Source organism: Rhizobium sp. K33 (genome assembly GCF_056501445.1).
Map to the genome: position 1 here is coordinate 983,603 of NZ_CP096478.1, position 15,516 is coordinate 999,118.

The following is a 15,516-nucleotide window of genomic DNA, read 5'->3' on the forward strand; positions in this document are numbered from 1 at the left end:
GTCGAAGTGGTGGTTCGAGGGGGCGGCGGGAGGGTGCAAGGCTTGACTTATAAGGCCCATCTGTGAATTGACAGGAAAAAACCAAGGGAGAAACGCCCATGTCAGTCGCATTCACCTTCCCGGGCCAGGGCAGCCAGGCCGTCGGAATGGGCAAGGACCTTGCCGACAATTTTGCCGAAGCCCGCGCGGTCTTCGAAGAAGTCGACGAAGCGCTCGGCCAGAAGCTGTCCGACATCATATGGAACGGTCCGGAAGAGACTCTGACCCTGACCGCCAACGCCCAGCCGGCGCTGATGGCCGTGTCGATGGCCGTCATCCGCGTGCTGGAAGCCAAGGGCCTGGATCTGAAGTCGAAGGTCTCCTACGTCGCCGGCCATTCGCTCGGCGAATATTCCGCACTCTGCGCAGCCGGCACATTCTCGATCGCCGACACCGCGCGTCTCCTGCGCATCCGCGGCAATGCCATGCAGGCGGCCGTCCCGGTGGGCGAGGGCGCCATGGCCGCCATCATCGGCCTTGAGCACGGCGACGTGCAGGCGATCTGCGCGGAAGCCTCCGCTGTCGGTCCCTGCCAGATCGCCAATGACAATGGCGGTGGCCAGCTCGTCATCTCCGGCGCCAAGGGCGCGGTCGAGAAGGCCGCAGCGCTCGCCTCCGAAAAGGGCGCCAAGCGCGCCATCATGTTGCCGGTTTCAGCACCCTTCCATTCAGCTCTGATGGGGCCGGCGGCCGACGCCATGCGCGAGGCCCTGTCCAAGGTCGAGAAGAAAGACCCCATCGTGCCGCTGATCGCCAATGTGCGCGCCGCTCCTGTCACGTCGGCAGCCGAGATCGCCGATCTGCTCGTCGAGCAGGTCACCGGCCAGGTCCGCTGGCGCGAGACGGTGGAGTGGTTCGGTGCCAATGGCGTCACCACACTTTATGAAGTGGGCGCCGGCAAGGTCCTGACGGGTCTTGCCCGCCGCATCGACAAGAACATCAACGGCGTGGCTGTCAATGGCCCGGCCGATATCGACGCAGTGATCGCCGCCCTCAACGGCTAAGATGAACGGCTGATCGCCTTAACGAACAACAAGGAACCCGACCATGTTCGATCTGACCGGCCGCAAGGCCCTCGTGACTGGCGCCACCGGTGGCATCGGCGAAGAAATTGCACGCCAGCTGCATGCCCAGGGCGCGATTGTCGGCCTGCACGGCACGCGCGTTGAAAAGCTGGAAGCGCTGGCCGCCGAACTCGGTGACCGCGTCAAGATCTTCCCGGCCAACCTCTCCGATCGCGACGAGGTCAAGGCGCTTGGCGAAAAGGCCGAAGCCGAACTCGAAGGCGTCGACATCCTCGTCAACAATGCCGGCATCACCAAGGACGGCCTGTTCGTGCGCATGTCGGATGCCGACTGGGATGCGGTTCTCGAGGTCAACCTGACCGCCGTCTTCCGTCTGACCCGTGAGCTGACCCATCCGATGATGCGCCGCCGTTTCGGCCGCATCATCAACATCACCTCCGTCGTCGGCGTCACCGGCAATCCGGGCCAGGCCAATTACTGCGCCTCCAAGGCCGGCATGATCGGCTTCACCAAGTCGCTCGGCCAGGAAATCGCGACCCGCAACGTGACGGTGAACTGCGTTGCTCCGGGCTTCATCGAAAGCGCCATGACCGGCAAGTTGAACGACAAGCAGAAGGAAGCGATCATGGGTGCCATTCCCATGAAGCGCATGGGCACCGGTGCCGAAGTCGCCTCTGCCGTCGTCTACCTCGCTTCCAACGAGGCGGCCTACATGACCGGGCAGACGCTGCACGTGAATGGCGGGATGGCGATGATCTGATCGAATTGCCGGAAATTGCCCCTTTGCAATAGGATGTTGACCAAGGCAAAGGGGCGAATTTCTGGCTTTGCGGCGCGCTTAAACCGTGTTAAGCGCTCCATGACTGTGAGCAGTCGCTCCGTCTCATGAGCCGAAGTTTATGCTTTTGTTTGCATAAACCGCTCTGGGTCAGGGCCGAAGGGTTTGCTGGTGGGGACGAAAGCGATCACCGGCTGAATGCAGGGTAGGGACGCCATTATGGCTCCCTCTGAATTTTAGAAGGTCGAGGATACCGACATGAGCGATATCGCAGAACGCGTGAAGAAAATTGTAGTTGATCATCTCGGCGTAGACGCTGACAAGGTCGTCGAAGGCGCGAGCTTCATCGACGATCTGGGCGCTGACTCGCTCGACACCGTCGAACTCGTCATGGCCTTCGAAGAAGAATTCGGCGTCGAGATCCCGGACGACGCAGCTGACTCGATCCTCACGGTCGGTGACGCCGTGAAGTTCATCGAGAAGGCCCAGGCCTGATCGATAAGACTGCTGCGGAAGGCGGGCGCGAGCCCGTCCTGTCCGCTTGGGCCCGCGATGAGCGGGCCTTGTTGTATCTGGACCTTTGTTTACAGTGACTTCGGTCAACGAATTTAGGGTGGGCTTCGCACGATGAGACGTGTCGTCATCACCGGTACCGGCATGGTATCGCCTCTGGGAGTGGGTACGGAACTGACCTGGCAGCGGCTTCTTGCCGGCCAGAGCGGCGCGCGTCTGGTGACGGAGTTCGAGGTCGAAGATCTCCCCGCAAAGATCGCCTGCCGTATTCCGACCGAAGGCGAGGGTGCCTGGAATCCTGATGACTGGATGGAGCCCAAGGAACAGCGCAAGGTCGACCACTTCATCATCTACGCCGTTGCTGCCGCCGACATGGCGTTGAAGGACGCCGGCTGGGAGCCGCAGACCGATGACGACCAATGCGCCACCGGCGTGCTGATCGGCTCCGGTATCGGTGGCATCGAAGGTATCGTTGAGGCAGGCCATATCCTGCGTGACAAGGGGCCGCGCCGTCTGTCGCCCTTCTTTATTCCCGGCCGTCTGATCAACCTCGCTTCCGGCCAGGTCTCGATCCGCCACAAGCTGCGCGGCCCGAACCACTCCGTAGTCACCGCCTGCTCGACCGGCGCGCATGCGATCGGTGACGCGGCCCGTCTCGTGGCACTGGGCGATGCCGATGTCATGGTGGCCGGCGGTACGGAATCTCCGATCAGCCGCATCTCGCTCGCCGGCTTTGCCGCCTGCAAGGCGCTGTCCACCGCCCGCAACGACGATCCGACTGCCGCTTCGCGCCCCTATGACAAGGATCGTGACGGCTTCGTCATGGGCGAGGGTGCCGGCATCGTGGTTCTCGAAGAGCTGGAACATGCCAAGGCCCGCGGCGCCAAGATCTATGCCGAAGTCGTCGGCTACGGTCTGTCGGGTGACGCCTTCCACATCACGGCCCCTTCGGAAGACGGTGACGGTGCCTTCCGCTGCATGACCATGGCGCTGAAGCGTGCCGGTCTGAAGCCGTCGGACATCGACTACATCAACGCCCACGGCACCTCGACCATGGCCGATACGATCGAACTCGGTGCCGTCGAACGCCTGCTCGGCGATCACGCGGCCAATGTCTCGATGTCCTCGACCAAGTCTGCGATCGGCCACCTGCTGGGTGCGGCCGGTGCGGTCGAAGCGATCTTCTCGACGCTTGCCATCCGTGACAACGTCGCACCGCCGACGCTGAACCTCGATAACCCGGATGTCGAGACCAAGATCGACCTCGTGCCGCACAAGGCTAGGCAGCGCGAGATCAATGTCGCCCTGTCGAATTCCTTCGGCTTTGGCGGCACGAATGCCTCGCTGGTGCTGAAGCGCTACGAGGCCTGATCGAGCGACGGCCGGCGGATGTCGATCAACCGGCCGTGATAGCTCTGGATGACGGCGGCGCGCTCTTGCCCGCCGCCACTTTCTGCGGATAGAAATCATCCCAACGCCCGGCGCAGCTGCGCCGGACGACGACCCGGATTTTGCCGCATTGCTGGAAGAAACAGCCGCGAGTGCGAAACAAAGAAGGATTGCCGGTGACCGACAACAGCCAGAACGGCGGTAGCCAGAACAACGGTGTCTCCTTCGGCCGCGATGCCGAGCCCCAGCAGGGCAAGGGACCCTTCATTCCGAAGTCGCCGAACGAGGCGCTGCGCCCCGAACGCGTGCCGCAGCCGCCGCGCCGGTCGCGCAAGGCCCGCAGCCAGCTTGTCATCTTCCTGAATTTCCTGATGACCATGGTGGTCTTCGTCAGCGTGGTCGCCGTGGCCGGCTTCTTCTACGTGATGGACGCCTACCAGAAGCCCGGTCCGCTCTCGGCAAACACCAATTTCGTCGTGCGCAGCGGCGCTGGCCTCGCCGAGATCGCCAACAATCTCGAGCGCAATGGCATCGTCTCTGACGCTCGCATCTACCGCTATGTCACGACCACCTATCTCCAGGACGGTCAGACCCTGAAGGCCGGCGAATATGAGATCAAGGCGGGCTCCTCGATGAAGGAGGTCACCGCACTGCTCGAATCCGGCAAGTCGATCCTCTACTCGGTGTCTCTGCCGGAAGGCCTGACGGTCAAGCAGATGTTCCAGCGGCTTGCCGCCGATCCGGTGCTCGAAGGCGATCTGCCGACCGAACTGCCGCCGGAGGGCAGCCTGCGCCCTGATACCTACAAGTTCACCCGCGGCACCAACCGCGCCGAGATCGTCACCCAGATGCGCACCGCTCAGGAGCGCCTGATCGACCAGATCTGGGAGAAGCGCGATCCGGATCTGCCGATCGAGACCAAGGAAGAGTTCGTCACGCTGGCCTCCATCGTCGAGAAGGAAACCGGCAAGGACGACGAGCGCGCGCATGTCGCCTCCGTCTTCATCAACCGCCTGAACAAGGGCATGCGCCTGCAGTCCGACCCGACGATCATCTACGGTCTCTTCGGCGGCGATGGCAAACCGGCGGATCGTCCGATTTTCCAGTCCGACATCCGCAAGGAAACGCCCTACAACACCTATGTGATCAAGGGGCTGCCGCCAGGCCCGATCGCCAACCCCGGCCGCGCCGCTCTGGAAGCCGTCGCGCATCCTTGGAAGACGGAAGACCTCTACTTCGTCGCAGACGGCTCGGGTGGCCATGCCTTTGCCGCGACGCTGGAAGAGCACAATGCCAATGTGCGCCGCTGGCGCAAGATCGAGGCCGAACGCGCCCAGACGCCGCCGGCAACGCTGGATGTCGAGCCGGAAGCGGATCCGACGGCGAACAACTGACACCGGGCTTGAGGGGCGGGGACATGACACTGCAATCCATGACGGGCTTCGCCCGGGTCGAAGGCTCGTCCGGTCGCTACCGGTGGGCCTGGGAACTGCGCTCGGTCAACGGCAAGGGGCTGGATCTTCGCACGCGTCTGCCCCAGGGGCACGAAGGTTTGGAAGCCGATATCCGCCGTCTGGCCGGCGAGCGCCTGACCCGCGGCAACATCCAGATCGGCCTCTCCGTCACTGTCAGTGAAAACAAGGTGGAAGCGGTGCTGAACCGCGACGCGCTGGCCGCGGTGCTGGCGCTGCGCGACGAACTGGGGCCGGAGGTTCTCGATCCGGCACCTTTGAAGCTCGACACGCTCCTGTCGATCCGCGGCCTCGTCGACATGCGGGAAGCCACCGATGATGCCGATGCGATCGCGGCGCGGGATGCCGATATCCTTGGCGGTCTCGAGCGTGCGATCGCGGCGCTCGCCGACATGCGCACGACGGAAGGTGCGGCACTGCGCCGGATCCTCGAAGACCACATCCTGCGCATCGAGGATCTCGCCCTGCAGATCGAGGCCGATCCCTCGCGCTCTCCGGAAGAAATCGCCCGCCGGCTGGAGGCGCAGCTTGCTGGCCTGATGGACACAACGTCAGGCCTCGACCGCGACCGCCTGCATCAGGAAATCGCGCTGATTGCCACCAAGGCCGATCTGCGTGAGGAAATCGACCGGTTGAAGGCGCATGTGACGGCGGCACGCGAACTCCTCGCAACCGGCGGTCCCGTCGGCCGCAAGCTCGATTTCCTGGCGCAGGAATTTAACAGAGAATCAAATACTATCTGTTCCAAATCCAATGCCGTCGCGGTCACCGCCGCCGGCATCGAATTGAAGGTCGTCATCGACCAGTTCCGCGAACAGGTTCAGAATCTGGAGTAGTCCATGGCCGCTGCCGCCTCAACACCCGTCAAGATCGCAAGGCGCGGCCTGATGCTGGTCATTTCTTCGCCCTCGGGTGCCGGGAAGTCCACGATCGCCAGAACCCTGATGGACCGTGACCAGCAGATCAGCCTGTCGGTGAGCGTGACCACACGCCAGCGCCGCCAGAGCGAGATCGAGGGTGTGCACTACCACTTCGTCTCCCAGCGTGAATTTGAACGCCTGCGCGACAGCGACAGCCTTCTGGAATGGGCGCAGGTTCACGGCAACTACTACGGCACGCCGCGTGAGGCCGTCGAGACCGCGATGGGAGAAGGCCGCGACATGCTTTTCGACATCGACTGGCAGGGCGCCCAGCAGCTGCAGGAAAAGATGTCGGCCGATGTCGTGTCGATCTTCATCCTGCCGCCGACCATGGCCGAGCTGCAGTCGCGCCTGCATCGCCGCGCGGAAGACACGGAAGAGGTGATCCAGACCCGTCTGAACAACTCGCGCGCCGAGATTAAGCATTGGCGGGAATATGACTATGTCATCGTCAATGACGACCTGAACTCGGCCTTTGATGCCGTCCAATCGATCGTCAAGGCAGAGCGCCTGCGCCGCGACCGCCGCCATGGGCTCTTCGACTTTGTCGAGGGCTTGATCGCCTGAGGCATCAGGACTTTGAATTGAAAAGGGCGGCGCGAATATCTCGGCCGCCCTTTTTGTTTGTCTATTCGCCGCGCGGGAAGCGCTGGCTTTCCTCGAGGATGTTCAGATCCATGTGGTTGCGCATGTAGCGCTCCGAGGCCTTCTGCAGCGGCTGGTAATCCCAGGGAAAATAGGCACCGTTGCGGAGCGCCGTATAGACGATATGCCGACGCGCCTGGCTTTCCCGAACCGCCGCATCGAAGCGGGAGAGATCCCAGCGACGGGATGCCTCTTCGCTGAGTGCAGCGAAGATGTCGGCCGCGCCGGGGTCGTCTGCGAGATTGGTGAGCTCGTAAGGATCCGCTTCGAGATCGGTCAGAAGCGGCGGATCGGCCTCGCAGAGCGTCAGCTTGTAGCGTGCGTTGCGCAGCCCCACCATCGGGCTGACGGTGCCTTCCGCGGCATATTCCATCGGCACGATGCTGCGTCCGCCGGTGCCTGTCGCGAGCGGCATCAGGTCCTCGCCGTCCGTCCAGTCGGCGATCGTCGAGATGTCGATGCCCGCGAGACCGGCAAGCGTCGGGGTGACGTCCAATGTCGAGACCGGGGTCGTGACCAGCCGTCCCTCGACACCGGGCACCGTCAGCATCATCGGAACGCGCGCAGAGCCCTCGAAGAAGTTCATCTTGAACCAGAGGCCCCGTTCGCCGAGCATGTCGCCATGGTCGGAAACGAAGAGGATCACGGTATTCTCCGCCATCCTGGTCCGCTCCAGCACATCGAGGATTTCGCCGATCTTGTCGTCCACATAGGAGATGTTGGCAAAATAGCCCTGCCGGGCCCGCGCCACGTTCTCGTCGGTGATGTCGAAGGCCTGATGGTCGCAGGCGTCCATCAGGCGTTTCGAATGCGGATCCTGCTCGTCATAGGGGATCGCCGGAACGCTGGGCTGCAGGGCATCGCAACCCTCATAAAGGTCCCAGTACTTGCGGCGCGCCACATAGGGGTCATGCGGATGCGTGAAGCTGACGGTCAGGCACCAGGGCCGCTCATCGTGGCCGCGCGAGAGATCATAGAGCCGGCGGGTGGCGTTGTAGGCCACCTCGTCATCATATTCCATCTGGTTGGTGATCTCGGCCACGCCAGCACCCGTGACGGATCCGAGATTGTGATACCACCAATCGATCCGCTCACCCGGCTTGCGATAATCGGGCGTCCAGCCAAAATCGGCGGGATAGATGTCGGTCGTCAACCGCTCTTCAAAGCCATGCAGCTGGTCAGGCCCGACGAAATGCATCTTGCCGGAGAGGCTCGTCTGGTAACCGGCCGCGCGCAGGTGATGGGCGAATGTCGGGATGTCGGAAGCGAACTCCGCGGCATTGTCGTAGACCCGCGTCCGGCTCGGCAACTGCCCCGACATGAAGGAGGCGCGTGCCGGCGCGCAGAGCGGGCTTGCGGTATAGGTGTTGGCGAAGCGCACGGAGCGCTTCGCCAGGGCTTTCAGATGTGGAGCATGCAGGAAGTCTGCGGGACCATCCGGAAAGAAGGTCCCGTTGAACTGATCCACCATCAGGATCAGGATGTTCGGACGTGAATGCACGGATTTCAAACCTCAAAGACCGAGGGCCGACTTGACCGCCGCGTCACCCGGCTGGCCATCCAGAGTCGTAACACCCTTCAGCCAGGTGTCGAGCACGGCCGGATTGGCCTTCAGCCACTCGGTTGCCGCCTCCTTGGACTCCTTGCCACCAAGGATCTCGCCCATCAGCACGTTTTCCATCGAGACGTCGAAGGTCATCTGTTTGAAGAGCATCGCGGCATTCGGGCAGCTTTCGCTCCAGCCGGTGCGTCCAAGCGTGTAGACTTCCGCACCGCCGTAGTTCGGGCCGAAATAGGCATCGCCTCCGGAAAGATAGGTGATGTCGAAGCGCTCGTTCATCGGATGCGGCGCCCAGGCGAGGAAGACGACGCCCTTGCCTTCCTTCGTAGCCCGCTCGACCTGCGCCAGCATGGCCTGCTCGCCGGATTCGACCAGTTCCCAGCCCTTGAGGCCGAATTCACCGGCATCGATCATCTTCTGGATATTGCCGTTGGCCGGCGCGCCCGGTTCGATGCCGTAGATCTTGCTTTCGAACTCGCCGGGGTTCTTGCCGAGATCGGCGAAGTCCTTGATGCCCTTTTCTGCTGTTGCCGTCGGCACCGCCAGCGTGAACTTTGCCCCTTCGAGGTTCTTCGCCAGAACCTCGATCGCCTTGGCGCTGTTGAGGTCATCGATGAAGGCCTGCTGCGCGGGCATCCAGTTGCCGAGGAAAACGTCGATCTCGCCGTTCTTCATCGACTGATAGCCGATCGGAACGGACAGGGTCTTGACGTCGGGTTCATAGCCGAGGGCGTCGAGAACGACGGAAGCAACGCCGTTGGTCGCGGTGATGTCGGTCCAGCCCGGATCCGACAGGCGAACCACCTTGCAGCTCTCCGAATCTGCGGCGGAGGCTGTCGAGGTGAGGAGCATCAGTGCAAGCGCGGCCAAACCGCCGAGCCCCGTGCGATTGTCGAGTGTCATGCGCATAGTGGTTCCCTCTTTTTGTGATATTGTATGGGCTTATTGAACGGGCGAGAGCCGCGCCTGTGAAGCGGGAGATTTTTGATGTTTCACATAAGTGAGATTTATGTCTGATCCGGTAATCGATCTGGCCTGGATGCGGCTTCTCGTCGAGGTCGGACGGAAGGGCTCTCTCTCGGCCGCTGCAGACGCGCTGGGCTTGTCGCAGCCGGCGGTCAGTTACCAGATCCGCTTGCTCGAGCAGCGCTTCGGGCTGCCTATCCTGCAAAGGCTGCACCGCGGGGTCCGCTTCACCGAGGAGGGGCAGCGCCTTCTGGCGATTGCCGAGCGCACCGTGACGGAGGTGGACGCACTCCAGCGGAGCCTACGTGCGGCCCGCCGTCGCCCGACGGTGCGGCTGGCCACGGACTACGCATTCTCAAGCCTCTGGCTAATCCCGCGCATGCATGCCTTCCGCCAAAGTCACCCGGAGATAGATCTGCAGATCGTCGCAACCCAGCGCCTCGGCCAGCACTGGCGGGAAGATGCCGATCTTGCCGTGGCATTTGGGGCACGAAGCGAGTTCGGCCCTGGCGCTACATTGTTGATGCCGGAGCGGGTTGTGCCTGTCTGCACACCTGCCTTCTCTCACCGGCTTACCGCCGCCGCTGCATCGCCCATCGAGCAGGGCCCCTTGATCCACCTGGAAGCCGAAAGTGTCTCCCCCTGGCTCGATTGGCCGACCTATCTGTCTTCGCGACAACTGTCCGGTAGCCCTCAAGGGAGCCCCGGAGACCTGCGCTTCAACACCTATGCCCTGGTCGTGCAGGCGGCCATGGCAGGACAGGGGATCGCCCTGGGTTGGCTGGGGATTATCGATCACCTGCTGGATGCCAATCTGCTCGTCATGACAGGTGAACTCGTGACGGTTGCCGAGCGCGGCTATTGGCTCGTGCCAGGAAGTACGAGCGAGGCGGTCCAACTGCTCGCGGGTTGGTTGGTCGAGGAGACTTCGACTTCAACTCTGGAGCGAATCCCAGGCTGAGCGGCGAAAGATATCGCCGGGTCGTTCAATTTGCCAAATTCAAGTATGACTAATGTTTAACCATTGTATTGCATTCTGCTCCTGACGCTATGGTTGCGGAATCTTTGGTTCCGCTAATGGACTGCTGGGGACAACTATGCGATTGACGGATGTTTCAGTGACTTGGCGACTTGCCGTGGCTCTTGCCATTCCGCTCGTTGCCATGGCCGGACTGGCCTATATGGAAGTGAACACCACCTTCACCGCTTATCAGCACGCGCGCCACCTTGGCGTGGTCAGCACCGACCTCGGAGTGATCGGCGACCTCGTGCACGCGCTGCAGGGCGAACGGGCCGAGGCGGTCGGGCTTCTCGCATCGAAAGGCAAAGAGCACCGCAACGAACTTGATGGCATGCGGGCAAAGGCAGCACCGGCTCTGAGCCAGATGGATCACGTGCTTGAAGACATGAAGGCGGAAGGCGATCCCACGCTGATGCGCCACGAAGAGGAATTGGCTGTCGTTCTGGCCAAGCTTCCGGAGATACGGGCAGCGACTGACCAGCTTTCGATCGCGCCAACCGAGGCGTTCGTCTACTACACGGATCTTGTCCACCGTCTCATGAACGTGTCGCGCGAGTTCTCGCTTGTAGCAGGTGCCAGGGGCGTCGTCGGCAAGATGATGGCTTACAGTCTGCTGATGAACGCCAAAGAAGTGGCGGGCCAGGAGCAAAACCTCGGACATACCTTCATCTCGCAGGGCAAGTTCGACGAAAATCACTATCTGGACTTCATCGGCATGTTCGGCTCGCAGACCTCTCTGATCGGTCAATATCTCGAACTCCTGCCGGATGAAGAGCGGGAGCATTATCGCCAGTCTCTGCACACGCCGGATGCGGACGCCGTCGAGGCCATTCGTGCGCAGATGATGCTGGGTGGGCTTTCCGCCGATCTGAGCGCCATCGACAGCGCCGAATGGCTTGAGCGCTCGGCTCACCGCATCGAGCGTCTGAAAGAGCTGGAGAACGAGACACTCGCGACCATCGTGGTCCAGGCGCAGGCGATGGCTGACGATGAATACCAGCACCTTTTGCGCGTGGCCGGCACCACCGGAACGGTGCTGACCTTTGCCTGCTTCTTCGCGATTTCGCTGTCCATGACCGTGGTGCGCCCGCTTCGTCGTCTGACGCGGACGATGAACGATCTCGCCAAGGGGCAGGTCGAAGGTGACGTCATCCAGTCGGACAGCAAGGACGAGATCGGTCAGATGGGCCGCGCCGTGACCGAATATGTCGAACTCGCCAAGGCGCGCATGCTGCGGGAGCGCGAAGAGCAGGAAGAGGCCGAACGCATCAAGCGGGCAGCCGAGCTGGAAGCGGAGCGTGAACGTGCCGAGCGCGCTGCAGAGATCGCCTTCGCCGTCGAGCAGCTGGCAAGCGGTCTTGATGCCTTGTCCTCAGGCGAGATCGGCTTCCGGCTGTCCGATCCCTTTGCTCCGTCGCTCGATCCGCTGCGGACGAGTTTCAACGGATCGATGGAGCGGTTGTGCGGCGTGATGTCGACCATCCGCCTCAGCACGGGCCAGCTGCATGGCGGTTCGCAGGAACTGCAGCTTGCCGCGGATGATCTTGCACGCCGCACCGAACGCCAGGCTGCCGCGCTCGAGGAAGCATCCGCATCCATCAGCCAGATCACCACGGCGATGGCCAGCTCCACCCAGCAGGCCCAGGAAGCCGGACATCTCGTCCGCGAGGCGACGGTGACGGCCCAGAAATCCGGCACGGTGGTCGCCGATACGGTCAGGGCCATGCAGCACATCGAGCAGTCGTCCGGCCAGATCAGCCAGATCATCAGCGTCATCGACGAGATCGCCTTCCAGACCAACCTTCTGGCGCTGAATGCAGGTGTCGAGGCAGCACGTGCAGGCGAGGCCGGCAAGGGCTTCGCCGTCGTGGCCCAGGAGGTTCGTGAACTTGCCCAGCGCTCTGCCAATGCCGCACGCGAAATCAAGTCCCTGATCAATCGCTCGGCCCAGGAGGTCGAAGCAGGTGTGCGTCTGGTCAACGAGACGGGCGAAACGCTGAAGGGAATCGAAGAGCACGTGATGAAGATCAACGAGCGCGTTGCAGCCATCGTCTCGGCGGCACAGGAGCAGTCCGGCGCGCTGAACGAGATCAGCCAGGCCGTGAGCCAGATGGATCAGGTGACCCAGCAGAATGCAGCGATGGTCGAGGAGGCAAGTGCTGCAACATCGAGTGTGGCGGCAGAAGCGGATCGGCTCAACGCGCAGATCGCCCTCTTCAAGCTGCCCGGCAACCAGAACCGTCAGCGCGGCCGCGAGGCCGCCTGACGCTGTTGAAAGGGATCAGAGCAGGTTGGCGATCCGGCAAAGCTCCTCTACGCTGAGCGTTTCCGCCCGGCGTTGAGGGTCGATATCTGCGCGCGCGAGAAGCGCTTCCCCGCCGATCGGCTTCAGGCTCTGTCGCAGCATCTTGCGCCGCTGCCCAAAGGCCGCATGTGTCACTTTCTCCAGCCTGTCCGGTTCGCAGGGCAGGGGCATTTCGATCGGCTCGAGATGCACGACGGTGGAGGTCACCTTGGGTGGCGGCGTGAAGGCCTGGGGCGGAATGTCGAAGGCCATATGGGCCTGGGTGCGCCAGCCGCAGAGCACGCCGAGACGCCCATAGTGATTGTCGTCCTCGCGCGCCACGATCCGCTGCCCCACTTCCTTCTGGAACATCAGTGTGAGCGACTGCCAGAACGGCGGCCAGGCGCGTGGCAGTAGCCAGTTGACCAGAAGCTGCGTTCCAACATTGTAAGGCAGGTTCGCGATGATCTTGACGGGCTCGCCTTGGGCAAGGCTCTCGAAGTCTGTCTTCAGCGCGTCACCCTCGATCACCTCCAGGCGACCGGGATAGTGATCGGCGATTTCCTGAAGCGCCGGCAGGCAACGCGGATCGCGCTCAATGGCGATGACCTTCTTGGCGCCAAGCGCGAGAATGGCGCGGGTCAGGCCACCCGGTCCGGGACCGACCTCGATCACGGTAACGCCTTCCAATGAGCCTGCGGTCCGCGCCACCTTCTGGGTGAGGTTCAGATCGAGCAGGAAGTTCTGCCCAAGCGCCTTCTTGGCATCGAGCCCGTGACGCGCAATGACATCGCGCAGCGGCGGCAATCCATCGAGCGCAGCCATCAGCGAGCCATCTCCGTCGTGGTGCTCATGCGATCGGCCATCTGCAGCGCTGCCACGAGGCTCGTCTCCTTGGCAAAACCGGAACCCGCCAGACCGAAGGCGGTGCCATGGTCGGGCGAGGTGCGAATGAAGGGCAGGCCGAGCGTGACATTGACGCTGTCGTCGAAGCCGAGCGCCTTGGCCGGTATCAGGGCCTGATCGTGATACATGCAGATTGCCACAGCATAGCGGGAGCGAGCGTCGTCGTGGAACATGGTGTCCGCCGGAAGCGGGCCAAAGGCATCGATACCCTCATCGCGCAAATGCCGGATCGCCGGATGAATGATGTCGTCATCCTCCTGTCCGATGGCACCGTTCTCGCCCGCATGCGGGTTGAGCCCGGCAACAGCCAGACGAGGGGAGGCGAGCCCGAAGCGGGCGGTGAGATCCCGCGCGACGATGCGGCAGGTGTCAACGATCAAGGCCTCGGTGAGGGCACCCGGCACGTCTTTCAGGGGAATATGGATCGTAACGGGCACAGCCTTCAGCTTGGGGCCGGCCAGCATCATGACCGGCATCACGCTGTTGCCGGTTGCCTTTGCTGCAAGATCGGCAAGGAATTCCGTGTGGCCGGGGAAACCGAAACCCGCCTCGTAGAGGACCGATTTTGCAATCGGATTGGTGACGACAGCTCTGACATCACCGGCAAGACACATCGAAACCGCAGTCTCGATGGCTCCGATCGTGGCACGCGCATTGGCGACATGTGGTTTGCCGGCGAGCACATCGGTGCCTGTCGGGATCGAGAGCACCGGAAGGGCACTGTCAAACAGCTCGGACGCCTGCTTGGCGTCCGTCTCGATGATGGCGACATCCAGCCCGAGAAGGCGTGCACGCACTTGCAGTACGGCCGGGTCCCCGAGGTAGAGGAAAGGCGGCAGACCGTATTCGCGGCGTTTGAGCCAGGCCTGCAGGGCGATATCAGGGCCTATGCCGGCCGGATCACCCTGGGTGAGCGCGAGCGGAAGCACGCCATCGGTCATGGATCGGCCTTTCGCCGCTTACTGCATTACGATCTGAGCCTTGGAGCGCAGTTCCTCGAGATACTTCTCGGAATTCGGGTTCTCGCCCTGCTGTTCCTTGCCGATATCCTCGGCGCGGAACACCACCTCAGCCGCAACGTCGTCGGAAACCTCACGCTGGTTGCAGATCGCGAGGTATTCGACGCCACGCTCCGTGACGCGCGTCCCCGTGGTGCCGCCCTTGGCCTTCTCGACCAGCGGCTTCCATTCCGGCGGCATTTCCGGTTCCAGGACGCGGCCGAGATTGCGGATCGAGACGTCGAGATAGTTCTTGGCGAATTCCATCGCCTGATCGCAGCCCGGGAAGGACGCACGCGACTTCTCGGCCTCCGCCTTCCGCTTGCCAACGATGCCCTTCTTCGACGCCGGGACGACGAAGATGACCTGCTTCAGGAAGTATTCGGTCGTCACCGGCTTCTGCTTGTTTTCCAGAAGACGCGTGACCAGGTCCTGATTGGACAAACGGCCGCGCGAGCCGGCGCCATAGCGCGCGTTGACGAGGCGAGGCCAGCTCATCGATACGGCGATGAAGGCCTTGAAATGGGCCGCGCCCACACCGGCCTGATCAAGCACGGAATTCAGCTGCGCGAGCGTCATCTTGTTGGACGAAGCGAAGCGGGCGAAAGAGGCATCGACATCCGCCGTGCTGACCGACATGCCGACGCGCGCGATTTCCTCGCGCTTCAGCGCTTCCTCGACCAGTTCCTCCTTGGCGATCTTCTGAAGATTGCCGCTGCGACGCTGCAGTCTGAGGAAAGCGGCGCGGCGAGCCACGTCGCCGCTGGTGATCGCAGTCTTGTTGACAACGGCCACCACGGAGGTCGCAGCCTGCACCGGCGCAACCATCGGAGTTGGGCTCACGCTCAGGGACAGCGCGATGACGCCGGCAAGCAGCAGACTGGTGCCCTTTTTCCCATTAGCCATCTGTCATCCTTTCTCCGGAAGATAGGTGATCGTCCAGATCTATCTCTATTTGAGGGATTTTAGAACTGCCGCACGGATTGCACAATCCGTGCG

14 protein-coding genes are annotated in these 15,516 nt (G+C 62.5%); 9 read left to right on the forward strand and 5 right to left on the reverse strand.

Annotated elements, in window-relative coordinates; all coding sequences use genetic code 11:
- Window positions 1–98: 98 nt before the first annotated feature.
- From fabD to gmk, 7 genes are all read left to right on the forward strand, one after another.
- Entirely contained in the window at window positions 99–1,043 is a 945-nt protein-coding gene (gene fabD, locus M1E12_RS04885) for an ACP S-malonyltransferase (protein WP_479563937.1), read from the forward strand.
- Window positions 1,044–1,086: 43 nt separating this feature from the next.
- Window positions 1,087–1,824: a 3-oxoacyl-[acyl-carrier-protein] reductase gene (gene fabG, locus M1E12_RS04890; protein WP_113459274.1), complete on the forward strand. Its 738-nt coding sequence runs from the start codon at window positions 1,087–1,089 to the stop codon at window positions 1,822–1,824.
- A 276-nt stretch (window positions 1,825–2,100) separates the two neighbouring features.
- The gene (locus M1E12_RS04895; RefSeq protein ID WP_027675866.1) at window positions 2,101–2,337 is read left to right on the forward strand and encodes an acyl carrier protein; all 237 of its coding nucleotides are present in this window, start codon (window positions 2,101–2,103) and stop codon (window positions 2,335–2,337) included.
- 132 nt (window positions 2,338–2,469) lie between these two features.
- Window positions 2,470–3,726, forward strand: a complete 1,257-nt coding sequence (gene fabF / locus M1E12_RS04900; RefSeq protein WP_479563938.1) for a beta-ketoacyl-ACP synthase II — start codon at window positions 2,470–2,472, stop codon at window positions 3,724–3,726.
- A 194-nt stretch (window positions 3,727–3,920) separates the two neighbouring features.
- Window positions 3,921–5,138, forward strand: coding sequence for an endolytic transglycosylase MltG (mltG, locus tag M1E12_RS04905; RefSeq protein ID WP_310237704.1), 1,218 nt, complete (start codon window positions 3,921–3,923; stop codon window positions 5,136–5,138).
- Between the two features lie 23 nt (window positions 5,139–5,161).
- Window positions 5,162–6,052 (forward strand): YicC/YloC family endoribonuclease, encoded by an 891-nt coding sequence (locus M1E12_RS04910; RefSeq protein ID WP_479563939.1) that lies wholly within the window; start codon window positions 5,162–5,164, stop codon window positions 6,050–6,052.
- 3 nt (window positions 6,053–6,055) lie between these two features.
- Window positions 6,056–6,703, forward strand: coding sequence for a guanylate kinase (gene gmk / locus M1E12_RS04915; protein WP_113459277.1), 648 nt, complete (start codon window positions 6,056–6,058; stop codon window positions 6,701–6,703).
- Between the two features lie 61 nt (window positions 6,704–6,764).
- Here the strand turns inward: gmk and betC are convergent, their stop codons facing one another.
- Together betC and M1E12_RS04925 are read right to left on the reverse strand one after the other, a co-directional pair.
- The gene (betC, locus tag M1E12_RS04920) at window positions 6,765–8,282 is read right to left on the reverse strand and encodes a choline-sulfatase (RefSeq protein WP_479563940.1); all 1,518 of its coding nucleotides are present in this window, start codon (window positions 8,280–8,282) and stop codon (window positions 6,765–6,767) included.
- A 12-nt stretch (window positions 8,283–8,294) separates the two neighbouring features.
- Complete coding sequence (locus M1E12_RS04925; RefSeq protein WP_479564829.1) at window positions 8,295–9,194, reverse strand: choline ABC transporter substrate-binding protein; 900 nt, start codon at window positions 9,192–9,194, stop codon at window positions 8,295–8,297.
- A 157-nt stretch (window positions 9,195–9,351) separates the two neighbouring features.
- Here M1E12_RS04925 and M1E12_RS04930 point away from each other — a divergent pair, with 157 nt between their 5' ends.
- On the forward strand, window positions 9,352–10,269 hold the full coding sequence (locus M1E12_RS04930; protein ID WP_479563941.1) for a LysR family transcriptional regulator: 918 nt from the start codon (window positions 9,352–9,354) through the stop codon (window positions 10,267–10,269).
- A 157-nt stretch (window positions 10,270–10,426) separates the two neighbouring features.
- Window positions 10,427–12,595, forward strand: a complete 2,169-nt coding sequence (locus M1E12_RS04935; protein ID WP_479563942.1) for a methyl-accepting chemotaxis protein — start codon at window positions 10,427–10,429, stop codon at window positions 12,593–12,595.
- Between the two features lie 15 nt (window positions 12,596–12,610).
- Here the strand turns inward: M1E12_RS04935 and rsmA are convergent, their stop codons facing one another.
- The 3 genes from rsmA to M1E12_RS04950 are packed head-to-tail and all read right to left on the reverse strand — an operon-like array spanning window position 12,611 to window position 15,423.
- Window positions 12,611–13,438 (reverse strand): 16S rRNA (adenine(1518)-N(6)/adenine(1519)-N(6))-dimethyltransferase RsmA, encoded by an 828-nt coding sequence (gene rsmA / locus M1E12_RS04940; RefSeq protein WP_479563943.1) that lies wholly within the window; start codon window positions 13,436–13,438, stop codon window positions 12,611–12,613.
- Window positions 13,438–14,460 carry a 4-hydroxythreonine-4-phosphate dehydrogenase PdxA gene (gene pdxA / locus M1E12_RS04945; protein ID WP_479563944.1) on the reverse strand — a complete coding sequence of 341 codons (1,023 nt, stop codon included), beginning with the start codon at window positions 14,458–14,460 and terminating at the stop codon, window positions 13,438–13,440. Before pdxA ends, rsmA begins: the two co-directional genes overlap by 1 nt.
- An 18-nt stretch (window positions 14,461–14,478) precedes the next feature.
- Window positions 14,479–15,423, reverse strand: a complete 945-nt coding sequence (locus tag M1E12_RS04950) for a SurA N-terminal domain-containing protein (RefSeq protein WP_479563945.1) — start codon at window positions 15,421–15,423, stop codon at window positions 14,479–14,481.
- Window positions 15,424–15,516: the final 93 nt, after the last annotated feature.